General features: G+C 39.1%; 32 protein-coding genes and 1 pseudogene. 28 read left to right on the forward strand and 5 right to left on the reverse strand.

Annotation, left to right across the window (positions count from 1 at the left end; genetic code table 11):
• Positions 1 to 3: 3 nt before the first annotated feature.
• On the forward strand, positions 4 to 1107 hold the full coding sequence (locus tag ACTWPX_RS12250) for a Lin1244/Lin1753 domain-containing protein (protein WP_443120015.1): 1104 nt from the start codon (positions 4 to 6) through the stop codon (positions 1105 to 1107).
• An 11-nt stretch (positions 1108 to 1118) separates the two neighbouring features.
• Positions 1119 to 1310, forward strand: coding sequence for a hypothetical protein (locus ACTWPX_RS12255; protein WP_443120016.1), 192 nt, complete (start codon positions 1119 to 1121; stop codon positions 1308 to 1310).
• A 74-nt stretch (positions 1311 to 1384) separates the two neighbouring features.
• Here ACTWPX_RS12255 and ACTWPX_RS12260 read toward each other — a convergent pair whose 3' ends face one another.
• The gene (locus ACTWPX_RS12260; protein WP_443120017.1) at positions 1385 to 1738 is read right to left on the reverse strand and encodes a response regulator; all 354 of its coding nucleotides are present in this window, start codon (positions 1736 to 1738) and stop codon (positions 1385 to 1387) included.
• Positions 1739 to 1914: 176 nt separating this feature from the next.
• On the opposite strand from ACTWPX_RS12260, the gene ACTWPX_RS12265 reads away from it, so the two are divergent.
• Positions 1915 to 2334 (forward strand): RusA family crossover junction endodeoxyribonuclease, encoded by a 420-nt coding sequence (locus ACTWPX_RS12265; RefSeq protein ID WP_443120018.1) that lies wholly within the window; start codon positions 1915 to 1917, stop codon positions 2332 to 2334.
• 242 nt (positions 2335 to 2576) lie between these two features.
• Positions 2577 to 2783 (forward strand): hypothetical protein, encoded by a 207-nt coding sequence (locus tag ACTWPX_RS12270; RefSeq protein WP_443120019.1) that lies wholly within the window; start codon positions 2577 to 2579, stop codon positions 2781 to 2783.
• Between the two features lie 76 nt (positions 2784 to 2859).
• Here ACTWPX_RS12270 and ACTWPX_RS12275 read toward each other — a convergent pair whose 3' ends face one another.
• Together ACTWPX_RS12275 and ACTWPX_RS12280 are read right to left on the reverse strand one after the other, a co-directional pair.
• Positions 2860 to 3039: a hypothetical protein gene (locus ACTWPX_RS12275; protein ID WP_443120020.1), complete on the reverse strand. Its 180-nt coding sequence runs from the start codon at positions 3037 to 3039 to the stop codon at positions 2860 to 2862.
• 299 nt (positions 3040 to 3338) lie between these two features.
• Complete coding sequence (locus tag ACTWPX_RS12280) at positions 3339 to 3491, reverse strand: aspartyl-phosphate phosphatase Spo0E family protein (RefSeq protein ID WP_443120021.1); 153 nt, start codon at positions 3489 to 3491, stop codon at positions 3339 to 3341.
• Between the two features lie 188 nt (positions 3492 to 3679).
• Between ACTWPX_RS12280 and ACTWPX_RS12285 the strand changes: the two genes are divergently transcribed.
• The 5 genes from ACTWPX_RS12285 (at position 3680) to ACTWPX_RS12305 (ending at position 6769) form a co-directional block, all read left to right on the forward strand.
• Positions 3680 to 3886 (forward strand): XtrA/YqaO family protein, encoded by a 207-nt coding sequence (locus ACTWPX_RS12285; RefSeq protein ID WP_443120022.1) that lies wholly within the window; start codon positions 3680 to 3682, stop codon positions 3884 to 3886.
• Positions 3887 to 4063: 177 nt separating this feature from the next.
• The gene (locus ACTWPX_RS12290; RefSeq protein WP_443120023.1) at positions 4064 to 4255 is read left to right on the forward strand and encodes a hypothetical protein; all 192 of its coding nucleotides are present in this window, start codon (positions 4064 to 4066) and stop codon (positions 4253 to 4255) included.
• 118 nt (positions 4256 to 4373) lie between these two features.
• Positions 4374 to 5657 (forward strand): AAA family ATPase, encoded by a 1284-nt coding sequence (locus ACTWPX_RS12295; protein ID WP_443120024.1) that lies wholly within the window; start codon positions 4374 to 4376, stop codon positions 5655 to 5657.
• Complete coding sequence (locus tag ACTWPX_RS12300; protein WP_443120025.1) at positions 5657 to 6241, forward strand: RloB family protein; 585 nt, start codon at positions 5657 to 5659, stop codon at positions 6239 to 6241. The genes ACTWPX_RS12295 and ACTWPX_RS12300 overlap by 1 nt, the downstream gene beginning before the upstream one ends.
• Before the next feature lie 126 nt (positions 6242 to 6367).
• Complete coding sequence (locus ACTWPX_RS12305) at positions 6368 to 6769, forward strand: hypothetical protein (protein ID WP_443120026.1); 402 nt, start codon at positions 6368 to 6370, stop codon at positions 6767 to 6769.
• Positions 6770 to 6808: 39 nt separating this feature from the next.
• On the opposite strand, the gene ACTWPX_RS12310 is transcribed toward ACTWPX_RS12305, so the two are convergent.
• Entirely contained in the window at positions 6809 to 7069 is a 261-nt protein-coding gene (locus tag ACTWPX_RS12310) for a DUF3006 domain-containing protein (RefSeq protein WP_443120274.1), read from the reverse strand.
• Positions 7053 to 8684: an S-layer homology domain-containing protein gene (locus tag ACTWPX_RS12315; RefSeq protein ID WP_443120027.1), complete on the reverse strand. Its 1632-nt coding sequence runs from the start codon at positions 8682 to 8684 to the stop codon at positions 7053 to 7055. The genes ACTWPX_RS12310 and ACTWPX_RS12315 overlap by 17 nt, the downstream gene beginning before the upstream one ends.
• Positions 8685 to 8813: 129 nt before the next feature.
• On the opposite strand from ACTWPX_RS12315, the pseudogene ACTWPX_RS12320 reads away from it, so the two are divergent.
• From ACTWPX_RS12320 to ACTWPX_RS12410, 19 genes and pseudogenes are all read left to right on the forward strand, one after another.
• Positions 8814 to 9008, forward strand: a pseudogene (locus ACTWPX_RS12320) (XtrA/YqaO family protein); the annotation flags it as partial.
• A 21-nt stretch (positions 9009 to 9029) separates the two neighbouring features.
• The gene (locus ACTWPX_RS12325) at positions 9030 to 9569 is read left to right on the forward strand and encodes a hypothetical protein (RefSeq protein WP_443120284.1); all 540 of its coding nucleotides are present in this window, start codon (positions 9030 to 9032) and stop codon (positions 9567 to 9569) included.
• 235 nt (positions 9570 to 9804) lie between these two features.
• Positions 9805 to 10293 (forward strand): sigma-70 family RNA polymerase sigma factor, encoded by a 489-nt coding sequence (locus ACTWPX_RS12330; RefSeq protein WP_443120028.1) that lies wholly within the window; start codon positions 9805 to 9807, stop codon positions 10291 to 10293.
• Between the two features lie 158 nt (positions 10294 to 10451).
• Positions 10452 to 10778: a hypothetical protein gene (locus ACTWPX_RS12335; protein WP_443120029.1), complete on the forward strand. Its 327-nt coding sequence runs from the start codon at positions 10452 to 10454 to the stop codon at positions 10776 to 10778.
• Between the two features lie 88 nt (positions 10779 to 10866).
• Positions 10867 to 11331, forward strand: coding sequence for a terminase small subunit (locus tag ACTWPX_RS12340; RefSeq protein WP_443120030.1), 465 nt, complete (start codon positions 10867 to 10869; stop codon positions 11329 to 11331).
• Positions 11321 to 12607 carry a PBSX family phage terminase large subunit gene (locus tag ACTWPX_RS12345; protein WP_443120031.1) on the forward strand — a complete coding sequence of 429 codons (1287 nt, stop codon included), beginning with the start codon at positions 11321 to 11323 and terminating at the stop codon, positions 12605 to 12607. Before ACTWPX_RS12340 ends, ACTWPX_RS12345 begins: the two co-directional genes overlap by 11 nt.
• Positions 12608 to 12618: 11 nt before the next feature.
• Positions 12619 to 14055 (forward strand): phage portal protein, encoded by a 1437-nt coding sequence (locus tag ACTWPX_RS12350; protein WP_443120032.1) that lies wholly within the window; start codon positions 12619 to 12621, stop codon positions 14053 to 14055.
• A gap of 9 nt (positions 14056 to 14064) precedes the next feature.
• Positions 14065 to 15018 carry a minor capsid protein gene (locus tag ACTWPX_RS12355; protein WP_443120033.1) on the forward strand — a complete coding sequence of 318 codons (954 nt, stop codon included), beginning with the start codon at positions 14065 to 14067 and terminating at the stop codon, positions 15016 to 15018.
• Positions 15019 to 15029: 11 nt separating this feature from the next.
• Complete coding sequence (locus ACTWPX_RS12360; protein ID WP_443120034.1) at positions 15030 to 15188, forward strand: hypothetical protein; 159 nt, start codon at positions 15030 to 15032, stop codon at positions 15186 to 15188.
• Between the two features lie 172 nt (positions 15189 to 15360).
• A complete protein-coding gene (locus ACTWPX_RS12365; RefSeq protein ID WP_443120035.1) occupies positions 15361 to 15999 on the forward strand; it encodes a DUF4355 domain-containing protein in 639 nt (212 codons plus the stop codon).
• Positions 16000 to 16017: 18 nt separating this feature from the next.
• Positions 16018 to 16959: a phage major capsid protein gene (locus ACTWPX_RS12370; protein ID WP_443120036.1), complete on the forward strand. Its 942-nt coding sequence runs from the start codon at positions 16018 to 16020 to the stop codon at positions 16957 to 16959.
• A 21-nt stretch (positions 16960 to 16980) separates the two neighbouring features.
• A complete protein-coding gene (locus ACTWPX_RS12375; protein WP_443120037.1) occupies positions 16981 to 17391 on the forward strand; it encodes a hypothetical protein in 411 nt (136 codons plus the stop codon).
• Between the two features lie 4 nt (positions 17392 to 17395).
• On the forward strand, positions 17396 to 17731 hold the full coding sequence (locus ACTWPX_RS12380) for a phage head-tail connector protein (RefSeq protein WP_443120038.1): 336 nt from the start codon (positions 17396 to 17398) through the stop codon (positions 17729 to 17731).
• 301 nt (positions 17732 to 18032) lie between these two features.
• On the forward strand, positions 18033 to 18380 hold the full coding sequence (locus ACTWPX_RS12385; RefSeq protein ID WP_443120039.1) for an HK97-gp10 family putative phage morphogenesis protein: 348 nt from the start codon (positions 18033 to 18035) through the stop codon (positions 18378 to 18380).
• Between the two features lie 8 nt (positions 18381 to 18388).
• Entirely contained in the window at positions 18389 to 18778 is a 390-nt protein-coding gene (locus ACTWPX_RS12390) for a hypothetical protein (protein WP_443120040.1), read from the forward strand.
• An 11-nt stretch (positions 18779 to 18789) separates the two neighbouring features.
• Positions 18790 to 19338, forward strand: coding sequence for a phage major tail protein, TP901-1 family (locus ACTWPX_RS12395; protein WP_443120041.1), 549 nt, complete (start codon positions 18790 to 18792; stop codon positions 19336 to 19338).
• A gap of 69 nt (positions 19339 to 19407) precedes the next feature.
• Positions 19408 to 19797, forward strand: coding sequence for a tail assembly chaperone (locus ACTWPX_RS12400; protein ID WP_443120042.1), 390 nt, complete (start codon positions 19408 to 19410; stop codon positions 19795 to 19797).
• A 41-nt stretch (positions 19798 to 19838) separates the two neighbouring features.
• Positions 19839 to 20162, forward strand: coding sequence for a hypothetical protein (locus ACTWPX_RS12405; protein WP_443120043.1), 324 nt, complete (start codon positions 19839 to 19841; stop codon positions 20160 to 20162).
• Between the two features lie 4 nt (positions 20163 to 20166).
• On the forward strand, positions 20167 to 22665 hold the full coding sequence (locus ACTWPX_RS12410) for a phage tail protein (protein WP_443120044.1): 2499 nt from the start codon (positions 20167 to 20169) through the stop codon (positions 22663 to 22665).
• Positions 22666 to 22676 lie beyond the last annotated feature (11 nt).

A 22676-nucleotide genomic window follows, 5' to 3' on the forward strand; every position in this document is an offset into this window, starting at 1 on the left:
AGTATGGTACGACCATTTAAAGAAGGTATTGATTACTTCCCGTTAGATATTGATATGGATCAAGATGACAAAGTCGCGATCATTGAAGCTATGCACGGCATTGAAGGTTTTGGAGTGTTAGTAAAGCTGTTAATGAAGATTTATAAAGAAGGCTATTATTATGAGTGGAACAATCGTGAACAATTACTCTTCTCGAAACGAGTTAATGTCAACATAAACCTTGTTCAAGAGATTGTTAATGATTGCATTGAGGAAGGTTTATTCGACAAAAACATCTTTAATGAGCACCGCGTGTTAACAAGTAAAGGTATTCAGCGACGTTATTTGGAGGCAGTAAAGCGTAGAAAAGAGGTTCGATTTATTGCCGATTTCTTTTTGATCCAAGATGTGAAATCAGTCCTTGGAAACTCTAAAACAGCCGTTTTATTGGTTCATGATGACGGAAACGAAGTTAATGTCAACAATAACTCGAATAATGACAGCAATAGTACACAAAGGAAAGTAAAGAAAAGAGAAAGTAAAGAAAAGGATAGTAAAGAATATCAGAGTAAAGAACTTGCGCGTGAAAAGACACCTGCTGCTGATAACGATGCTCTGGTATTCTACCAGCAAAATTTCGGCTTACTTCGGCCGAACATGTCTGAAAAGATATTGGCATGGATTGAAGACCTCAGCGATTCTATGGTGATTAAAGCCATGGAAAAGACGCTTGAGCAAAATAAGAGCAGCTGGGCATACACAGAATCCATACTCAAAAACTGGATGGACAAAGGCATCACCACTCTCGAACAAGTGGAAGCTGAGGACACTCAATTTCAGAATCAGAATAAGGCTAAGCATTTGCCTAACGGCAATAAAAACCAAGAGGTTGTACCAGCGTGGTTTAACCAGCAGCAATCCGAGAGTAAACCTAAGCACAGTATCGATTCTGACGCTCAAGCATTGAGTTTGGGTATCAGGCTGAATCGTCCTCTTGAGGATCTCCTAACAGGATCCTTGGAACGCTATGGGCTTTCTAGTGAGGATATTAAGGACGTTAAGAACGGGACCATAACTGCTCTTGAGCTTCTGCAATCAAAGTCAAAACTTAGAGCTGTTGGAGATTAGGAGGTGAGCTTATGGGTATGACGTTATCGGAAAAACAGAGGGTGAGAGAAGTTGCTGACCGTAAAGAGGACTTGAAGAACTATCTTTACCGTCGGGGTCTCACGAAAGCTCCTGATGGTCGAGATATTGAGGAATTGAGCTTGTTTACATTGGAACATGTTGCGATCACTGTGAAAGCCAATATTGCTAGAGGGCTTATTTGATACATTCGAGCGTGCGGACTCAAGTTAAAAAGGCCCGAGCAAGAAGAATGCTCAGGCAAATAAGGGTGATTTAGTTAAACTCTAATTACTTCTAAAGCCGCCGAGAGTCTATGGAGAAGGGGCTTTTCAATAAAGTCAGTAACTCCTAATGATGCACATCGATCAAGAATGTAGATATCACTAACTTCAGAACAAACAAGCACTTGTGCTATAGGGTACTTGCCGTGTAGGTTCTCTAAGCATTCTAAGCCCTGCATCTCCGACATTGAGATATCAATAAGAACTAGGTCTGGATGATAGCGATCGTACAGTGAAAGGACTTCCGTACAATAATCTGTTTCCGCCAAAACTTTATAGGAATGTCTTTCTAATATTTCTTTTAGTCTTGTCTTGTGACATGAATCATCGACTAATATTGCTGTAGGCATATCATCTTCCTTACGTCGAATAGCTTATCTATCTTTTTGCCAGTGTATATTTTCACCCTTAGTAATATCATAGCAGAACTGGTTGTTTTTGGAATATAAAATAGTGAAGAAATGTTCGTGGAAATATCCGGGGAGCAAGAAAATGGCCAATCTATGAAAAGAGAAGATGGTGCTTAATGATTCAATTTACAGTTTTAGGAGAACCGGTCGCCCAAGGAAGACCAAGGGCTGGTAAGACAAAAAGAGGTAAAACGGTCCTCTATGATCCTCATAAATCTAAGGATTTTAAACAATATGTCGGGTTAATTGCTTCTCAGCATGCTCCGTCAGACCTACTAGAAGGGCCGCTGAATGTCAGAGTGAAAGTTTATAAGCCATTGCTCAAGAGCTTCTCTAAAAAGCGTACAGCGGAGGCTGAGGCAGGGTTATACCGACCAGTGACTAAGCCTGACGTTGATAATTATGCTAAGGGAATCAAGGATGCGTTGAATAAGGTGATTTGGAATGATGATAGTCAAGTTGTCGAATTCACAATTAGCAAGTGGTACAGCTCCAAGCCGAGAATTGAAGTGGAAACTAGTGAAGTGGCTATATGAACTCTGAGGGGCTATTTACTTTTTATAGAATTACAGAGATATAATAAGCCCCTTAAAGAAATTCACACAAAAAAGCCAGAGCACTGTGCATGCTCTGGTACTAGGGTTTTCCGCATTTACGCGGAAATATTGGGCTGCTCTAAGAGAATACCCCGCATGTCGAATAATAAACAGGTAGATTTAAAAACTCATAGATATCTTAAGAAATTCTCATTGTGAGAGTAAGTAAAGGAGAAATGATGATGGAACAAATGGCATTATTTGAATCAGTAGAAATCGAAGTGCCTAAATCAGTGAAGTCACCATTGGAATGTAATAAGAAAATGAACTCACAGGCTTTCGTGGCAAATCAGAGGCTCTTTGCTGAGTACGTGAAAATGATTCAGAGGCAGCAAGGTTGCGACTGGTTTGAAGCAAAAAAGATGTTCTTTGAATTAAGAGACAAATAAAAAGCCAGAGCAAAAGCTCTGACCATAGTAACGGGGACTCTGGAACCTCACGGTATTAGAAGGGCATTTTATAGAGTTACAAATCTTCGGGTGTGAGTTCGCTATCGTTTGTCCCACATTCGGGGCACTGAATCCAAAGGATGTATGCAGATTTTTCTTTAAGGTCTTTCTCAGTAACTTTAAGAATTATCATTTCATTATGAAAACATTCCATGCACCTTTTTTGGATAAGTTGACCTGCTTGGTAGTTGCTCATGTGAAAACCTCCTATTAAAGGGATTGGAATTTGCTTCATGGTAAAGATAACTATTTTTTTATCGGAACGCAATAGTAAAAAGAGCCACTTGAGGAAGTGGGAGAAATGGAGCAAATAAAAAAGCCAGAGCTTATGCTCCAGCACAGTAAGAGGAGAACTCTACCGTATAAACAAAGTTGATATCGGTAGCCCTCCGTCATTATGGACATTTTGAAGGATAGATAGACACTTAGAAGGTTAATGGACAATTGAAGGTTAGTACGGGTCAAGTACCTATAGTGATAGCTCTTATAAAATTCCTAAAGTAAAACGCTGCTTAGTCTATTTAGCAAGGAATCAAGTTCTTGAGATAGTTTCACCACATTGTTGTAATCGGATCCGTTCAGGTATGCGTCATACATCTTCTGTCTTTTTTCTTCAATTTGTTTTTTTAAGAAGTCATGGTTACTCATAACAACCCTCCTAAACAGATTTTAAAATAATTATATCTAATTTGGATAAGAGGGTGAGCATTTAGGTGGAAAGTTCAAATAACTGTCACAAATATAGTTCATGTGGTGCCACAATAGGACAAAAAAAGCCAAGAGCAGCGCCCTCAGCTTGAATCTGACAATTCAATTATAACACGGGGGTCTGCTCTATGCGATTAAACAAAGTGCAAACTGATATTGAAAATGGAAAGCTTAACATTGAAATGGACATGCCGGAAGGGAATGCCCCGTTCTGTGTCCTATATTGCGGAGGGAAGGCAAAAATAACTACTTTACCCGATCATGGTGAGACGAAGGTGATCACGCACCAAGGGAAAGTTAAGAGGGTTAAGTTTGATGAGGGGGAAGAGTTTTAAAATGATACACTCTTCTAATATTAAACCAATTAACTACTGAAATATTGTAATAATTAACGAAGGAAATGATTACAAAATTAGAACTAATGAGACATTAAATACAATATGAAATGACAAAGTTTTTTGTGTTTATGGTATAAACTTAATCATATTAAATAATGTTTGGGGGAGTTCTAAATGAGCGATAATTGGGAGTTAATTAAGTTTTGTCTAATATTAAATCAAGAGGCTATGGCGAAAGGGTTTAAATTAGAAGTTGAAGATAATTCGATCCGCATTAACCACTCCACACTTTCATTTACCAATAAAGTGGAAAATGAAGAACAACTATATAGATTGACTGCTGATATTATTAACTGGAAATCTTGAACTTAATTACAGATAAATGTACAAGAACCTATGATTTGATGTAAGATAGGGTTATGTACATAAGACTTTTCGAAAAATATGTAATTAAGGGACGGGTATTATGCTGGTTAGTTTTACAATGAAAAATTATCGCTCATTCAAAGACGAAACAACACTTACTATGCAAACAGCTCCTTACTTAAAAAAGCATAGTGACTCTAATACATTTACTACAAGTACTGGCTTAAATTTATTAAAAAGCTCAATAATATTCGGTGAGAATGGAGGTGGGAAATCTAACATATTTGAAGGGATTTCCGCACTAAGTAAAATTTTGCTGAACTTTGGTGTTTCACCAAAATATGAACTTGAGAGTTTTAAACATAAACCATTTGCTATGGAAGAAGAAACAATAAAAAGTCCAACAGAATTCGAAATAATATTGAACATAAATAACAAAATTTTTCAGTATCATCTTTCATATGACATGGAACGTATAGTCAAAGAATCGCTGGTTTTACTTGGAAAAAACAATGATGAAACTTATTTTAAGCGTGATTACAATGTGTTCGATGAAAAATATGAATATTATTTAAGTCCTTCTGTATCTGACTACAAGGATAAGACGAGAAAGAACGCTACTTACCTATCAGTGCTTAGCCAGTTTAATGATGAGTATGCTGACGAAATATTAGATTGGTTTCAAAATAGTTTTGTTCTAATAGGGACAGATTATGACGTAAGAGAATACGAAGGGTTAATTCAAAAACTTGAAAATGATAAATTCAAAAAAAATGTACTTAAATTATTAAAAGTAGCAGACTATAATATTATTGACCTTGAAGTTAGAAGGAGTAAACATGAGTTACCGGAGAGTGTAATGGAATTTATTAAGGAAAGTAATAATAAGTACATTGAAATAACTAATCTATACACTGTTTACAAAAAGTTTGATCATCAAAATAATAGAATTGGGAGAGCTGCAATTCACTCTAATGAAGAATCTAGAGGAACTCAAAAAATGATCCTCATTGCAATTGTGCTGTTAGATGCCTTTAGAGAGGGCAAGACCTTACTAATAGATGAATTTGATAGCGCTTTTCACTTAGCTATTTCGACATTCTTACTTAAACTGTTTAATTCTAAAATTTACAACAAAAACTCTCAATTCATAATGAACACCCATGAAACCTCCTTATTAGATAATAGTATTTTAAGAGTTGATCAATTTTGGTTTGTAGAGAAAGATAATAAAAACTCCTCACAACTTTATTCGTTGTATGATTTTAACGGCACTAGTAATAGATCAAGAAGTGATATTTCATTTGCAAAAGACTATCTTAAAGGGAAATTCGGAGCACATCCAGTCATTAATGAATCGATACTTGACTATGACTTTCTTCATGAGGAGGCGGATGATTAATGCCTCTACCAAGACGAAAGAGAAAAGGTTTAAAACAGAAAGATACTATCCTGATAGTTTGTGAGGGAGAAAAAACCGAGAAACTTTACTTTGAAGGTTTGAAACAATTGTTAAATTCACCTAATGTTAAGGTGAAGGTTTTTGGTACAGGCAAGTCCTGTATGAAACTATTAGATCATGCAATAAAAAAATATGAGACTATGAAAAAAGATGCTGAAAAAATTTGGATAGTCTTCGATAAAGATGATATACGAAGAGAAGAGATCGAAAAGACTTTAAAAAATGCTAGAGAAAATGGAATTAACTATGCTTTTTCTAATGAATGCTTTGAATTATGGCTTCTATTACATTATGAACGTGTTGAAAGACATATAGGTAGGGCGGTATTGTATGAGAAAATGTCCAAATATACTGGATATAATAATTATGAAAAGAATAAAGGCAACCCAGATATGATTGATAAGGTATTACCATTTTGGGATAGTGCAGTAGAAAATAGTAAAGAATTATTTGATGATCAAAAAGACTTGTTTAAGAATCCATTTTCAAATGTACATATGCTTGTTGAAGATTTAAAAAAATGAGGTCCTAATAACCGCAGGACACAGATTGAGAGCAAAAGCTCTTAGTTTGTGTTCTTTTTTATATCTTTAAATCTTTATTTAGTTACCGATATTTAATAGGGAAGTTATAGCAAGGGGGAAATTGTTTTGAAGGGGAAAATTTTAGATGTAATATTAATAAGTGGGACTTCATTTTTTATAACTTTGTTTTATTTCCTTGCTTTAAAATCTAGAGATTTACAAGTAGTTCAATACGGAAAAGATATAGCGACGTTTAATATCACTTCCTCAATAGGTTTAGGTGCGTTGTTAATTGCCACTGTTAGTCTGATACAGAAGTCTCAGCTTAAAGGGATAAGACCGCAGATTATTACGTTTCTTAATGAGTTTGTAGGTTTTGTATTGGTTAATTTTTTATTATTGTTAGCTACATATACGGACTATGATTTTGTAATACATATTATGGTGATTGTAGCGTTAATATGTAATGTTATAATAATTATGGGTTCACGAGCTATGTTTAAACTTTTTTATTCAAAGGTAAATTAGTCTCATGAAATAAAGGGGGAGGGTATTTCCCCTCCCCCTTTATTTGTTTTTCTTTTTGATTTTTTCAAGCAAGCTTTCAGCTTCTTGATTTCTACACTTTGTCTCTTCTTTTAAAGGTATATACCTAGTAATACCATCAATAGCAGTCTTCTCAACTATATCGCCCTCGCTTACATCCTCAGTAAAATACTTCAAAGGCACATCTTTTTGTATAGTTTCATTGCCTTTTTTCAATATTACAGCAAGTTCTCCTTCGAATCGATCAATTGTGTACTTGATATTATCACCCCAGAGTAATATAAGGTCTCATCTCTTCAAGAGTTGCTGGACCAATATATTTTACGTTTAATAACTCTTCAATAGTTTGGAAAGGACCATTCGCATTCCGATAATCAATGATATTTTGAGCAATAGCTGGTCCTACCCCTTTGATGAGCTGAAGAGTTTCATGATCAGCTTTGTTTACGTTGATTGGGAACTGCGGTTCGGGATCCGGTTCAGGTTCTGGCTCCGGGTCCGGATTAACATTGGTGCCACAGCTATCATTCCCCATAAATGGGTCAGCATCTACGTTATAACTATTCCCGTTTGTAGTTACAGTGATGGTTCCGTGGTCACATGTTGAGTATAGTGTCGCACCTGCATCCCACATACGGTTTACAACGGTAGGGTTAGGATGTCCATAGCTATTAGGGCCATAAGACAGAATGCCGACTTCAGGATCCACTGCATTTACAAATGAGGAAGAAGTAGAATTCGATGCACCGTGGTGCCCCAACTTGAGAATCTCAGCTTCAACATCGTACTGCTGAATCATTTCTTGTTCAATGTCTACAGAGGCATCGCCTGTTAACATAAAATCGATTTGGTTATGAGAAACCTTCAACACAATAGAAGACTCATTGTTATCACTTGAGCTGTGCAAGCTGTTAAGTACTTTGATGTCTAGAATATCATCTAAGTTCAGTGTGTCTCCTGCTGATGGTGTTTCAAAAGGTATGTTCTTTTGGTCAATAAGAGTTAAATACTCCATGTAAGTATCAGTTGTATGAGATTTTCCACTATCTACAACTTTTTTAACATCAACTTGCTCAAGAACGTCAATTAGCCCGCCGATATGATCAGCGTCTGGGTGAGTAGCAACCATTATGTCAATACTGTCAATTCCAGAAGAAGCCAAGTAATCTACGATCTCTTCTCCAGCAGATTTACGGCCGCCATCAATTAAAATAGTTTTTCCGGAAGGTGATTCAATTAGTGTGCTATCTCCTTGGCCAACATCAAGGAAATGTACTTCCAAGTCATCTATTGAGCGGAAAGAAGGCTCAATCGTTGCTGCTAAAATCTTAGCGAATTCCGCACGCGTAATATCGTTATATGGCTTGAAGCTACCATCTGGTGTCCCGTTGATTATGTTTTGAGAATACAGATCCATAATGCTGGTTGTAGCCCAAGAGATATTTTTAGCATCTGGCACGCCATTAACAGTACCATTTCTCTTAATATCGTAGGCTCGGTCTACCATTACTGCAGCTTCAGCACGACTGATAGGATCTGTTGGCCTTACTTTATTCTCATATCCTGTAAGAATACCTTTTTCATAAGCTATTGCGACTTCATTATAGTAATATTTCCCTTTAGAGAGATCAGTGAAAGGGGGAGTAGATGTAGGGCTTGAATTAGGGAAGAGGTCACGAACAAGCATAACGGCCACTTGCGCTCGAGTAACTTTCTTTCTAGGTCCAAACGTCCCGTCCGGTAATCCATTAATTATTCCTTCATCCGTTAAGTATATGATTTCTTTCTTAGTCCAACTTACCTGGTCAAGGTCTGGGAAGCTACTAGCACTTACACTTTGATTATTGAGTGAAAATACAAATGCTAGTGAAAGCAAAATAGAAAAAAGCTGTTTCAATATTATTCCTCCTTTTTTAGTATGTTCGTTATTAAGTATAGTATAAAAATACAGTTCTTTGGCAGTAATTTGGAAATTAAACTATTAAATTATTGAATTTTTTAGTAGACTAAAGGTAGTTATTTAGAAATGGATACGTTCTACTGGCTAACCAGAGGACACAGATTGAGCATACACTGCTTGATTTGTGTCCTCTTTAGCAATTCGAGAGGATATGCCTCGTTCTTTGTCGTGTATTACGGAGGGAAGGCTAAAATAACCACGTTGCCTGATCATGGTGAGACTAAGGTCCTCAAGCCTCAAGGTAATGTGAAGAAGGTTAAGTTTGATGAGGGGGGAAGAGTTTTGATAGACATATTAAGAGAGTTCCAAGCCATAATAGGAACTTTACTAGGGGTATTCTTAACTTTAATTACAACACACTTTCTTAGGAGTACCGGTCGAGTAACTGTAAGATTGAAAACCCACCAGTTAGATTTAAGTAAGCAAGATGATATAGGAGGATTCGAGCCGGTTTATTCTTATAAAAACACAGAGAACGCACGCTTGAACTTAGTGGTTGAGTTCTATAACTCTTCTGAAACGATGAAAACTATCGATGACATAAAACTAGAATTTTTAGACAATAAAAAGAAAAGTTACTTCTCAACTAAATTGAAAGACTCCGAGACAGCTAAGAGATTAGGTGGGGGAATACAAATGGATGAAATAACTCATTTAAATCTAGAACCAAAAAGATTAGTTGTGAAAGACCTATCCCAAAGGTTTACTAGGGAAAATATTTTACTTCTACAACAAAGTGAGTACTTGGCTATAAGCTATAAAAAAAGAAAGTTAAACGGTAAGCTTTCCAGAAAAATATCAATAGATTTCAAATTTAATTAAGTTCTACCAGCTAACTGGAGGACACAGATCGAGCGTATTACACGCTTGGTTTGTGTCCTTTTTTATTTGCAAAGGAGAGGTCCAATAATGATTACATTCCATGTCCTGTTACTGTTTATCATTTTCGTCGGCTTTGTTGGTTCCATAGGATTTGGAAGAATTAATGGGTAAATTCTTCGTCCGACATACAGAAGAGGTCGTGGCGGGGCTATGAAGCAAAAATAGGAGGGGTCTTATGGATATTTGGGCAGATAAATTAATTCGTGAATATGAAATCGGTCGAAGAGGCCTTTCCGAAAAGAAGAAGAACTTCAATGATTCTGTTATGGATCGTCAGGATAAAACACTGATTAATAGCATGATGAACGGGATGTCTGAATCAATCGAATGGATGACAAAAGGCAGTGAGCCAGGTAAACATCGAGGTGCTGATAAACGCGGAATCTATCAGAAAAAATCAATAGCTGAAATGGATATGTTTCCATCGTTGGATATTGCTCCAAAAGAACGAGAGTTATCCGAAGAAGAAAAACAAGCCATTTATGATGTGCTTATTGAATTATCGCCACGCGAACGGCAATGCTTCCTGTTGCATAAGGTTTATTTTCTCACATTTAAGCAAATCTCCGAGGAATTAAAAATCGGGCGCAGTACTGTTCAAAAATACGTCGAACGCGCAAAAAATAAAATTTCTTGTCGTGCAAGTGTTGTGCAATGTTCTTAATTAGTGAAGGGGTTTTTATATAGAGCACTGATTATAGTAAGTGTTTATATGGTTTAAAGACCGAGAGGTCTATATGATATTAAGACTATATATGTTAGAAAGTGGGAGGAGATTGTCTCTTTTTATCGAATTTACTTTGTTAAAAGGAGGTGGATATTTTGGATAAAATAGAAGTAGAAAAAATCATATTGGAGCATTTAACTAATAACCAAAAAACATCGACTGATGAAATCGAAGGTGCTGTTAAAAAGGTTTTAAGGCAGAGAGGTACTATAGGCCCCCAAAGCAGACCTCAATATGGTGCCGTTTTAAAATGGGACGAGAGGATTACTGATGAAGATGCCTTACTCATAAATGAGGTTATTTATGATTATCTTTATAAACGTATTATTACTCCGGGAGTGAACAGCGATAACCTTAATCTACCTTATGTTCACGTTAGTGATGAAACAAAATTAAATAATCGGAAAGTAGAAATTAAATAATTATTTTACAAGGCATCCCACATCGGGATGCTTTTTTCATATTTACAAAGCGACAAAGCAACTAGTATAAGGGGGAAGGTGTTATGTGATGGCTAAAATGACAGAGAAGCAGAAGCGTTTTTGTGAAGAGTATTTGATAGATTTAAACGCCACTCAATCTGCTATAAGAGCTGGATATAGTAAAAAGACAGCCAGACAGACAGCAAATGAAAACCTGACAAAACCTTACATCAAGGATTACATCGACAAGCGCCTCGAAGAAATTCAAAATGAGAAGGTTGCTGACCAACAAGAAGTGCTTCAATACTATACGAGTGTCTTACGCGGAGAGGAATTAGAGGAGCATGCTTTTACTGTTACAGATAAAGAATTTGATGATGATGGTGGCATGTCGATGACCGAACGCATTGAAACCATAAAGCTTGAACCAAAGATTAGAGATCGTAACAAGGCAGCTGAAATGATTGGTAAACGATACATCATGTGGACCGACAAACAACAAGTAGAAAACGTGACTCCTGTTTTTGTTGAGGATGTCCCCGATGAAGACTGAGCAACCTAGAATCTCAATTAAACAAAAAATCGGTGTAGGCTATAACCGGTTCTGGAACAATAAACAATTTTATCGAGTTGTGAAAGGTTCTAGGGGTAGTAAGAAATCCAAGACAGCCGCACTCAATTTTATTCACCGAATCATGAAGTATCCTTGGGCCAACCTTCTTGTAGTCCGGAGATACTCAAACACTAACAAACAATCAACCTATACGGATTTGAAATGGGCAACCTCACAATTAGGGGTTGCTCATTTATTTAAGTTCAATGAGTCCATGCCTGAGATCACCTACAAGCCTACGGGTCAAAGGATATTGTTTCGAGGGCTGGATGATCCACTGAAAATAACTTCAATCACCGTTGATGTTGGCATTTTAAGTTGGATGTGGATGGAAGAAGCGTACCAGGTGGAAACAGAAGAGAAATTCAGGACGGTAGTAGAATCGATACGTGGTTCGCATCCAGCGCCTGACTTCTTTAAACAGATTACAGTCACCTTTAACCCTTGGTCCGCTCGACATTGGCTTAAAGCGATGTTCTTTGATGAAGAGACAAGAGAGAAAGATACATTCGCAACCACTACCACATTCCGAGCCAATGAATGGCTGGATGATGTGGATAGAGAAAGATATCTTGATCTTTATCGCACTAACCCCAGAAGGTCTCGGATTGTTGCTGATGGTGAATGGGGAGTCGCAGAAGGACTTGTCTTCGAAAACTTTGAGGTTCAAGAGTTTGATATTCAGCAAAAGATTAAGGAAATACAAGAGACTGCTCACGGAATGGATTTTGGTTTCACGAACGATCCGACCACAGAAGTGAGCTCAGTTGTTGATTTAGATAACAAAGAGCTCTGGATTTACGATGAGCATTATGAAAAGGCCATGTTGACCAAAGATATTTACAACATGTTAGTCGAAAAAGAACTGAAAGAAACGTATATCACTGCTGACTCAGCTGAAAAACGCTTGATTCAGGAATTAATTAACAAAGGTATTAGGCGCATGAGAGCTTCAGTGAAAGGGTCCGGCAGCATCAATCAAGGGATTCTTTTCATTCAAGGATTTAAAATCTATATCCATCCTCGGTGTGTTCATACGATTGAGGAATTCAACACGTACACCTTCGACCAGGACAAAGAAGGAAAGTGGTTGAACACACCGATTGATGCGAATAACCACATTATTGATGCTCTCCGGTATAGCCTCGAGCAATACCATTTAGGTGTTGAGAAGAAGTCCAATACCTACAAAGCAATACAGAACCTAGGATTATAGGAGGTGGTAATGTGTCAGCAGCTCAAGATTTCGAGCGAGCCCTTAACGGAGTTGAAAATACTAAGCGTCGATTCAGTCCTGAGGCGAATATTCAGTACACTTATGAGTCATTGGAAGAGTTATTGGTTAACACAAAAGACTTATCAGCAATGATCAAGCACCATATTGAGCACCAGCAACAAAGACTAAATGTATTAGATGATTACTATAAAGGTGAGAATACTTCCATTTCGGTATTGAAGCGACGTAAAGAAGATGACAAGGCAGATCACAGAGCGAGGCATAACTACGCTAAATATGTTTCTAACTTCATGCAAGGTTTTCTGGTAGGCGTTCCTATTTCTATGAACCATACAGAGGATGCAGCTCAGAAGCGTATAGATGAGGTGAATAAGACGATAGAAAGCAATGCACTGAATGCGGACTTAATTCTGGACTTGTCCATATACGGGAGAGCCTATGAGCTAGTTCACCGCAATCAAAATGATGAAACGAAAGTTTATCTATCCTCACCATTAGAGACATTCTTAATTTACGACAATACCATTGAAAAGAACATAGTCGCTGGTGTGAGATATTTCATTGTGGGCTATGGCCATGACAAGAAATTGAAGGTGCTGCTCTATACACCGACTAAGATTCACACGTTTTACACATCCAACTTTGGCGATTACAACCTTACTTTGGATAGTGACGTTGAGCACCCTTTTGGGGATGTCCCTATCAATGAACATTCCAATAATCGATTCCGGCAGGGTGACTTCGAAAACGTGCTGGACCTCATCGATTTATACGATGCAGCACAATCAGACACGGCCAACTATATGACGGACCTGAACGATGCCATGTTAAAGATTGTTGGAAATGTAGAGTTGGATCCAGAGGAAGCGAAAAAGATGAAGGAAGCCAATATCATCTTTCTAAAACCTTCAGCAAACAACTCAGAAGGAAGAGAGAGCAATGTCGATGCTGATTATATATACAAGCAATATGATGTCTCAGGGGTGGAGTCTTACAAGGATAGACTTCAAACAGACGTTCATAAGTTTACCAACACACCGGACCTAACAGATGAAAACTTCAGTGGTCAGCAAACAGGTGAAGCCATGAAGTATAAACTCTTTGGACTTGAGCAAATCCGCATTAATAAAGAGCGACTCTTCAAACGGTCACTCAATCGCAGGTATCAAATGATTGGAAATGTCATGAGTCTTGCAAGTGAAGCTAAGAAGGAAGAATTCACCGGCATCACCTATAAGTTCACGCCGAACCTTCCTAAGTCTACAAAGGAAGCTGTTGAGATGTTCAATGCTCTTGGTGGGGAACTTTCTCAGAAGACGAAACTTAAGACGATTCCAATGATTGTAGAGAATCCGGAGGAAGAAGAACAGCTTATTGAAGAAGAACGAAAACAACAGCGACAGCCATCTGGTTACATGGAGAATTGAGGTGGTTAGATGCCAGAAGGTAAGGACTACTGGATAGAGCGAGAGAAAGAAAACATCAAGCGTGAGCAGATGAAGGATGCAGAGGTCGCTGAACGACTAAGACGCATCATCAATCAAGCTCTCCGGGAAGCTGAGAAAGAGATTTATTCGTTCTATGCTAAATATGCTGATAAGAATCAAATAAGCAAGGCAGAAGCGAAGAAGCGTGTATCTGAAATGGATATCCAGGCATTCGAGGAAACAGCTGAGAGGTACGTCAGAGAAAAGAACTTCAGTGATTTTGCTAACCAAATGCTTATGACTTACAACACGAAAATGCGTGTTAATCGACAGGAACTTCTCATGATGCAGTTGAACGCTCATTTAGTCGCTATGGCTAGTGATCAAATCAATGTCTTCCAGAACTATCTTGAACAAGCAGGCGTTTCTGAGGTCGCCAGGCAAGCTGGTATTCTAGGCGCTAACATCGTTATATCTCAAGAAACGCTCCTATCTATCGTGGGAGCTTCTTTTTATGGAGCAACATGGTCAAATCGAATATGGAAAGACATGCAAGCCCTTAGAGGTGAGCTAGAAGTCGTCATCAATAATTCCATTACTCGTGGTGTTCATCCTTATCGATCAATAGCCAAAATTAAAGAGCGATTTGAAGTGACCACCTTTGAAGCGCGCCGATTACTGATAACAGAAACCGCCCGGGTTCAGACAGATGCTCAGAAACTCTCATTTGAGGCTTTAGCCGAAGATGAAGAAGACCAGGAATATGAGTTTTTAGCCAAGAGGGATGAAAAAACTTCAAAAACATGCGAAGAGCTTGATGGTAAACGATTCAAAGTAAGCGACATGATGCCTGGAATAAACGCTCCACCAATGCATCCCTTTTGCAGGTCTGGAACGATGTTGGTCTTAGGGGAATGGAGAGAGAAGTTCTTTGCTGATCGTGAGAAAAAATACATCTTGTGAGGAGAGGTTTTATGAAACAAGAAGAGTATTTAAAGTCGATTGATTATTCGTTGAAGGTTATTGCCGGTGAGTTAAGGAAGATGAACAACAGTCAGCCAAAACCCACAAAGGACTCTAAAGTCTACAAAGGGAAGCCTCCAGATGGAAGGTCCGAGAAATCTTGTCTTTGAGCAATAGACATTAAACAGGCTTGCAAAATACTATACTAGCTGGGCTTTAACCAATAGCTGAATAGTCTCATAAGCGTAAGCACTGGACGGGCTGCAATGGACTGTACGGGGCTTATTTTTTATGGAGTGAAACGTTAGCTGTTAAAGACTGGATGGGATAAGGAGAATGAAAATGACTGAATTAAAAAGTAAGCTATATCGATTGAATTTGCAGTTCTTTGCTGATGGCGACAACCAAGATGACAATAGTAACACTGACGATGACAACCAAGATGATGACAATTCAAGTGACGACAACACGAATGATAACAACCAGGATGATCAGACGTTTACTAAGTCAGACGTTGACTCAGCTATCAGTAAGGCGGTCAATACGGCTCTGAAGAATCAAGCAGCGAAGTTAGAAAAAGAGAAGCAACAAGCCATTGAAGATGCCAAGAAAGATGCAGCTGCTTACTCTAAGATGACGAAACAACAACAGCAAGATGCCGATTATCAAAAGCGTATGGAGAAGCTGGAAAATCGGGAACGCGAATTGAATCTAAAACAGCTTCGAACTGAAGTGGAGGGGGATCTGAAAGAGGAAGGGTTGCCACCAGATTTTGCTGAGTCCCTTGTAGCTATGGATGATAACGAAAAGATTAAAGAATCAATTAGCCATATTAAAAAGACCTTTGATGAGGCGGTCAACAATGCTGTTAAAGAGAAATTGAGACAAGATCCACCTCAAGGCGGTCAATCATTTAAGGAGCGAAAGTCAGCTGGTAATAAATCACGCGCTGAAATGGCTAAGAAAGCAAGAATCATATAAATAGTAGGAGGAATAGGAATGACAAAAACAAAACCATTTTTGAAACTAAATATCCAGCACTTTGCTGAACAAACCTTTAATCCAGACAATGTTATGATGAGCGATTCGAAGGACGGTACCATCCCTAAGGAGTATGGAACCCTGATTATGAATGACATGATGCAGAACTCGAAAATCATGCAGCTTGGTGTTTACGAGGAAATGAATAAACAGGAAAAAGAGTTTGATTACTTTGCTGAAGGACCTGGAGCCTACTGGGTCAATGAAGGGGAACGCATTCAAACTTCTAAAGCCACTTGGTTGAAAATCGCCATGCAGGCTAAGAAGCTTGGTGTCATCCTACCAGTGTCTCGAGAGTTTCTACAATACAGCATGACCGATTTCTTTGAACAAATGCGTCCGAAGATCAGTGAAGCTTTCTATAAGAAGTTTGATGAAGCCGGTATTTTGAATGTAGGAAACCCATTCAGTCAATCGATTGAACAATCGGTTGTAGCGGCCAATCATGTGGTGGAAGGTGACATCACGGGCGATAACATTCTTCAGTTAGAGGATCACCTTTTAGATAGTGACTTTGAAGCTAATGCCTTCATTTCTAAAAATCAAAACGCTACGGCACTCCGCCAGGCGACGGTTGGTTCCGGTAATTTAGAACAACCCATTTATGATCGTTCTAATAAAACCCTCGATGGTCTTCCTACCGTGAATCTTAAATCTTCGAACCTGCCAAAAGGAACGCTTTATGCTGGTGATTTTGATAGTCTTCATTACGGAATTCCCTTTGATATTTCTTATAAGATTGCTGAAGAGGGTACAATTTCGACCATTACAGATCAGGACGGTAATCCGATTAACTTATTCGAGCGTGAAATGGTTGCCCTCCGAGCCACTATGGATGTTGCGGTGATGATTGTTAATGACAATGCTTTTGCTAAATTGATGCCAGCTCCTGAAGTTTAATAGAGAAAGGATGAATTTAATATGCCCTATCGAGTGATTAGAGCATTCAGAGATAAAGAGAATGGCCATCATACCTATAAAAAAGATGATATTTTCCCGGTAAGTGGAGAGGAATCTCAGGAACGTATTGATTATCTTCTTAGCCCTCACAACAAATTAAAGGAGCCTCTAATTGAAAAATTGAATGAGGCTCCTAGTACTCCTAAAGCAAATTCAGGCGAGGAGGAACCGCAGGGAGATGCTCCTGAAAATGAATCTGAGGGTGAAGAGGAAAAGATTGAAGAAGGTTCTGACGATGGAGAAGGAGAAAGTGACGGCCAGACAGAGAGCGAGTTCCCTATTCACACAGGCGGTCCCTGGTATGAACTTTCTAATGGTGAAAAGATTCAGGGTAAAGAAGAAGCTGTTCAAGCTGAAGAAGATTTGAAGTGATGGTATGGCTGCTACTAAAGATAATGTAAAAACGGTCCTGGGGTTACAAGATAATCTCCAGGACAACGTTTTAGATATTATCATCCGAAACATTGAATCACGTCTCACAGTCTGGTTTAAACAGCATACTGATTTAACAACTATCCCTGATGAGCTTCAGTTCATTGTAGAAGAAATGGCGGTCAATCGTTTCAATCGTATCGGAAGTGAAGGGATGGAGTCCGAGTCTGTAGAAGGGCGATCCGTTTCATTTAAAGAGGATGACTTCAAACCTTATCTCAATATCTTGGAATCATACATTCCTAAACAAGATGGTTCCGGAAAAGTGATGTTCTTCTGATGAGATATGCAGAGCGTGTCACCTTACACCAGACCATCGGAAGTGGATATAACCCCGAAACAGGAAAGAGCGAAGTCCAGGTCGATGAAGGGGTAACGCTACCTTGCAATTCTTCGCCTGTGAGTTTGGAAAGAGTAAAGACGATATTTGGGTCCATCGAGAAGGAAGTCACCTCAGTAAGGCTCCAACGTCCATTTAAAGGTAAGGCTGATAAAGCCATGATGGACGGTAATAAATATAACGTTCTTCGACATGTGCAACATCGTTCGGAGAGCGTTTTTTATATGGAAGAGGTGAGCGCATGGAACTAGAAGGATTGGATGCATTGCTTGCCAAATTGGAGCAGATGGAAGACGGGGTCGAAGAGGATGTAAATACTATCGTCAAAAACAATACGATCGAGATGACTGGGGAAACGCAAGAGAATGAGAGAGCGCGTTTCATTAAAGGATACTGGACCGGTCACACGTTAAGGAATACGAAGACTCAAAAGCTTGGTGCTCTACATTATCGAACATTCGTAGATTCTGAGTATGCGGGGTATTTAGAATTCGGTACCCGTTATATGGATCCCACTTGGTTCCTCAGAGATGCGTTCTATAAGCAAAGGAAAAAATTCCAAGAAGATCTTGATAGACTCGTAAAGTAGGTGGATGAATGCTATCACCGCAAATTCAATTATTTAATGCAATATTCGCCGCATCGGAAAGTCTTGATTATAAGACCATTGATTATTCTCCGACGAATGATGAAAGCTTGCCTTATCCATTTGTATTTGTCGCAGAGACGAATAGTGATGATGTTATCAATAATAAGGATGTTATCACAGGAAGACTTAGACAAACGGTTCATGTCTGGGGATATGCTCATTATCGGGCGATGTTTACAGATATGGTTTATCAGCTCGAAATGAAGATGAGGCATTTAACAAGACTTAAAAACTATCACCTGGAGATTGCAGGGCTAAATTCCAATCAGATATTCGATAACACCACGACGGATAACCTGCTCCATGGAATGATTGAAGTCGAATATAAATTAACTTAGGAGGAAAAGCCATGAGTGAAATTGCAAAAGGGGTACACAAGGTTCTGTACTTCCGTAAGCTTGGGGAAGCTGCAGAAGGAGCGAAGCTTGTCTTTCAAACAGAACACTCCAAATCTTATTCCAGGGAACGTGAAAAAACGGAAACGAAGGATGGAGCTGTATCAGGTTCATCTACATTGGAAAACGAAGTGAGTATTTCAGCACTTCAATCCACAGATGATCCGACGTTTAAAATGTTGGAGGATTCTATTGTAGAGGATTTCCCTGTGGAAATGTGGGAAGTAGACCTGGCCACTAAAGAAGTGGATGACAGTGGCACTGAACCGGTAACGACGTTTGATTCTGAGTATCGTCAGGGCTACGTGACTGAATGGGAGCCAGCAAGCCCGGCTGAAGGGGATGCAACTGTTGAAGGGACATATATGACCGAAGGGACCAGGCAGAAAGGAAAGGTAACTCTTCCAGATGGTGACCTTCAGACCCTATCATATGTGTTCCACGACTTAGTTACAGATGACCCTGCGGATGATGGACTAGCACCTGAAGAACCGGCTGTATAAAGGAGAGGGAGAAAATCCCTTCTCCTATTTTTATGTCAAAAATAAAAAAACGAAGGTGGAAATTGATTTATGCATATCAACTTTAACGGGAGAAATATTCAACTTGTATTCGGATTGCGCACACTTACGGAAATTGACCGTGAATTAGGTTTCGAAATTGAGGGAGCAAGTCTTGGAGAGGGACTGGAAATGCTTATTCCTAAACTGCAAACCGGTAACATTGTGGGCCTATCTAAGATTATTAAAGCAGCATCTTCCCACGACAAGAAACCTCCAAAAACGTTTGATGAATTAGAAGAAGTATTGGATGGTATTGCGGAAAATGAAGGTTTTGAAGCGTTTGGTGAGCAGATTATTGAAGAGTTGGGAAAGCGACCTATGACCCGAAGTCTTCTACCAGACGATCTAAAAGAAGTTCAAGAGAAAGAGGAGGAACCAACCAATCTAGAGACGGTTTAACCTACGACGAAATTGTGGTCTATGCTCTCCGTAAGCTGGGCATGGAACGCTTGCGCGACGTGGAAATGATGACATTATCGGAATTTCACTATAAGTACTACGCTCAAGAATATAAGGAAATCGACAACGAATATGAGCTACACAAAATGGCATTTTTAATACGCAATGCCAAAGCAACGAAGAATGTCGGCACGGAGAAGAGTCCAAAAGAAGAGTATGTATTCAAAGAGTTTAAGGATTTCTTTGATTATGAGAATGCATTAAAGCTCATCGATGAACCTTTCGAAGAGAAAAAAGAAGAGGTGGCCACTTCTAAGCTGTCACCTGCTCAATTAGCAGTTCAACACAACAGTAGAAAGGGGTGATGAGATGGCGGAGTATTCGATTGAAGCCGAGTTAAAGGCGAATGCCAGTAAGTATAAAAGAGCGATCCAGTCTGCCAAACGGGTAACTGAAAAGTTTAAGCGTGAGTCTGAATCAATTAAAGATGCTCGCTTAGGTGCAGACACAACGCCTTTGAAAAGGAACCTGAAAAAGGCGCGTCAGATGATGAATTTGTTTTCGCGTAAGAAGTCAAAAGCCGAAATCAATGTCGGTGTCGATGACTCTGAGGCTAAACGTAAGATGGGACTCTTACAAGCCGTCAAAACAGCCCTCAATAAGAAAGTAATTATTCCGGTAGAAGTGCGAGTTAAGAGATTTCAAAAGGCTATTGGGCGAATCGCTAATACTATTGAAGCCTTCGGGACTGTGGGGCGAAATACGTTTCGTGGTATAGGGATTACAATCTCGTCTATGCTTGTACCTATTATAGCTTCTATGGTTCCAGCAATTATGGCAGTCGGTAATGCTCTTGGAGTTGTCGGTTCAGGTGCGGTTGCCATGGCTGCAGCGTTTGGAATCGCTGGTGGTGCAGCCATTGCCTATGGTGCAGCTGCGGCACCTACAATCAAATCGATTATCGATGGAACAGCCGAATCAACGAAAGAAAATATCAAAGCAGCCAAACAGCTGAATTCCCTTAAAGATGCTTGGAGTAAAGTCCAGGAAGCCATCGCCCCTCAAGTAGCCGTAGCTTTCGGTAATGCCATGGAAGGATTAGAGACAATAATTGAGTCTTTAAATCCAATGTTCACGAACATAGCAGATACCGTAGCAAGGCTATCCGAAAGATTTAACACGTTTTTCGAGTCTTCTTCAGCTCAAAGTTTCTTTGATTATCTAAACGGAAGCGCGTCTCCTATTCTTGAAAAAATAGTCAATGGGGTTACTGGATTCATAGAAGGTCTTATGAACCTTACAGTAGCTTTCGCGCCATTAACAGATTTCATGGCTCAAGGCTTTGAAGATATGGGTGGCTCATTTGCTGAATTTACTGAGAAAGTAGCTGGTTCACAGGAGTTGCAGTCTTTCATTCAATATGTGAAAGAGAATCTTCTAAAGATTAAGCAGATATTCGGTGATGTATTCCGAGGAATTATAAATTTATTCACAGCTTTCAGCGATAATAGCTCTACTATTTTCGATTCATTGTCCACTATGGCGGCGAAGTTTAGAGAGTGGTCCTCAACAATCGCTGAGTCAGATGGCTTCCAGAAGTTTATTCAGTACGTGCAGGAGAACGGCCCTAAGGTAGTCGCTCTTATCGGGAATGTCATATCGTTCATTTTCAATCTAGGCATAGCTCTAGCTCCTATGGGCGCTAAGATTTTGGAAATTGCTAATAAATTCATTAGCTGGACGAACTCCATGATGGAAAGTCACCCGATCATTGGTAAGATCATCGCTATTGCCACAGTTTTAGCGGGGGCATTTATAGCATTAATACCAAATATTTTAGCCGTAATCAGCGCCTTTCCTGGTTTAGGTGGCGCAATCATGAAAGTGTTACCTATAATAGCTCGAATTGGCGGCACCCTCATTCGGTTCGCAGGCGGTCCTATTGGTCTTGTTATTCAAGCCGTTATTTTGTTGGCTACGATTATTTATAACAACTGGGACTCCATTAAAGCCTGGACGTTGCAGGCGTGGGGCGCAGTAAAAGACTTCCTAATCTCAACCTGGCAGAAAATGAAAGCTTTCGTAATCAAATATGCTACCCTTTTGTATCTGAAAACACGTTATTATTTTAATTTGGCGAAAGCTGCTATCGAATTAGCCATGTCTAAAGTATGGAGCATAATAAAGGAAATTTGGAGCAGCATTAAGTCCTTTTTTGTCGATACGCTAGGTGGCATAGTGCGGACAGCGAAGAATAAATTCAGTGAATTTGTTGGTTCCGTACGCGATAAAATGAACGATGCTTGGAGCAAAGTAGAGAGCATTTGGGGCAAAGTTCAAGGTTTCTTTGAGGGAATCAACCTGCGTAGTGTCGGACAAAACATCATTCAAGGATTAATTGATGGTATTGGATCTATGTTCGATTCAATTAAGAGTATGGTTTCTAGAGCAGCCGACCTTGTGCCGGATTGGCTCAAGAAAAAATTAGGAATAGCTTCTCCTTCCAAAGTTACGACTCAGCTAGGTCAATTTACTGGAGAAGGAATGGTCGTAGGTGTTGGCAAGATGCTTCCTAAGATTGCTAAGAAAGCGAAAGAAATGGCCAGTGCAATTAAACCTAATAAGAAAGATATGACCCTAAATCCTGCTCTTCAGATGAAGACATCCAAAATTTCTTCTAGTCTCAGAAGTCTTAAAAGAAAGAGTGTGGGACAGGTGGAGAGTGCTGTTCATGCAGATGTACGTTTTAATAATCGACAACCGGCAAATATCAATCTTCATTTAGGTTCAAGAAACTATCGAGGGTTTGTGAATGACATATCAGACCAACAAGAATTAGAAGTAGATTTAGAGGCTGAATTTGCGTAAGGAGGTACGCT

It is taken from the genome of Halobacillus sp. H74 (genome assembly GCF_052246715.1).
Lineage (GTDB): Bacteria > Bacillota > Bacilli > Bacillales > Halobacillaceae > Halobacillus > Halobacillus litoralis_A.

Bases quoted from the DNA above. Each gene is read 5' to 3' on its own strand.
- ACTWPX_RS12250 (WP_443120015.1), top strand. From the start codon at position 4: ATGGTACGACCATTTAAAGAAGGTATTGATTACTTCCCGTTAGATATT.
- ACTWPX_RS12255 (WP_443120016.1), top strand. From the start codon at position 1,119: ATGGGTATGACGTTATCGGAAAAACAGAGGGTGAGAGAAGTTGCTGAC.
- ACTWPX_RS12260 (WP_443120017.1), bottom strand. From the start codon at position 1,738: ATGCCTACAGCAATATTAGTCGATGATTCATGTCACAAGACAAGACTA.
- ACTWPX_RS12265 (WP_443120018.1), top strand. From the start codon at position 1,915: ATGATTCAATTTACAGTTTTAGGAGAACCGGTCGCCCAAGGAAGACCA.
- ACTWPX_RS12270 (WP_443120019.1), top strand. From the start codon at position 2,577: ATGGAACAAATGGCATTATTTGAATCAGTAGAAATCGAAGTGCCTAAA.
- ACTWPX_RS12275 (WP_443120020.1), bottom strand. From the start codon at position 3,039: ATGAGCAACTACCAAGCAGGTCAACTTATCCAAAAAAGGTGCATGGAA.
- ACTWPX_RS12280 (WP_443120021.1), bottom strand. From the start codon at position 3,491: ATGAGTAACCATGACTTCTTAAAAAAACAAATTGAAGAAAAAAGACAG.
- ACTWPX_RS12285 (WP_443120022.1), top strand. From the start codon at position 3,680: ATGCGATTAAACAAAGTGCAAACTGATATTGAAAATGGAAAGCTTAAC.
- ACTWPX_RS12290 (WP_443120023.1), top strand. From the start codon at position 4,064: ATGAGCGATAATTGGGAGTTAATTAAGTTTTGTCTAATATTAAATCAA.
- ACTWPX_RS12295 (WP_443120024.1), top strand. From the start codon at position 4,374: ATGAAAAATTATCGCTCATTCAAAGACGAAACAACACTTACTATGCAA.
- ACTWPX_RS12300 (WP_443120025.1), top strand. From the start codon at position 5,657: ATGCCTCTACCAAGACGAAAGAGAAAAGGTTTAAAACAGAAAGATACT.
- ACTWPX_RS12330 (WP_443120028.1), top strand. From the start codon at position 9,805: ATGGATATTTGGGCAGATAAATTAATTCGTGAATATGAAATCGGTCGA.
- ACTWPX_RS12340 (WP_443120030.1), top strand. From the start codon at position 10,867: ATGGCTAAAATGACAGAGAAGCAGAAGCGTTTTTGTGAAGAGTATTTG.
- ACTWPX_RS12345 (WP_443120031.1), top strand. From the start codon at position 11,321: ATGAAGACTGAGCAACCTAGAATCTCAATTAAACAAAAAATCGGTGTA.
- ACTWPX_RS12355 (WP_443120033.1), top strand. From the start codon at position 14,065: ATGCCAGAAGGTAAGGACTACTGGATAGAGCGAGAGAAAGAAAACATC.
- ACTWPX_RS12360 (WP_443120034.1), top strand. From the start codon at position 15,030: ATGAAACAAGAAGAGTATTTAAAGTCGATTGATTATTCGTTGAAGGTT.
- ACTWPX_RS12365 (WP_443120035.1), top strand. From the start codon at position 15,361: ATGACTGAATTAAAAAGTAAGCTATATCGATTGAATTTGCAGTTCTTT.
- ACTWPX_RS12370 (WP_443120036.1), top strand. From the start codon at position 16,018: ATGACAAAAACAAAACCATTTTTGAAACTAAATATCCAGCACTTTGCT.
- ACTWPX_RS12375 (WP_443120037.1), top strand. From the start codon at position 16,981: ATGCCCTATCGAGTGATTAGAGCATTCAGAGATAAAGAGAATGGCCAT.
- ACTWPX_RS12380 (WP_443120038.1), top strand. From the start codon at position 17,396: ATGGCTGCTACTAAAGATAATGTAAAAACGGTCCTGGGGTTACAAGAT.
- ACTWPX_RS12385 (WP_443120039.1), top strand. From the start codon at position 18,033: ATGGAACTAGAAGGATTGGATGCATTGCTTGCCAAATTGGAGCAGATG.
- ACTWPX_RS12390 (WP_443120040.1), top strand. From the start codon at position 18,389: ATGCTATCACCGCAAATTCAATTATTTAATGCAATATTCGCCGCATCG.
- ACTWPX_RS12395 (WP_443120041.1), top strand. From the start codon at position 18,790: ATGAGTGAAATTGCAAAAGGGGTACACAAGGTTCTGTACTTCCGTAAG.
- ACTWPX_RS12400 (WP_443120042.1), top strand. From the start codon at position 19,408: ATGCATATCAACTTTAACGGGAGAAATATTCAACTTGTATTCGGATTG.
- ACTWPX_RS12405 (WP_443120043.1), top strand. From the start codon at position 19,839: ATGGAACGCTTGCGCGACGTGGAAATGATGACATTATCGGAATTTCAC.
- ACTWPX_RS12410 (WP_443120044.1), top strand. From the start codon at position 20,167: ATGGCGGAGTATTCGATTGAAGCCGAGTTAAAGGCGAATGCCAGTAAG.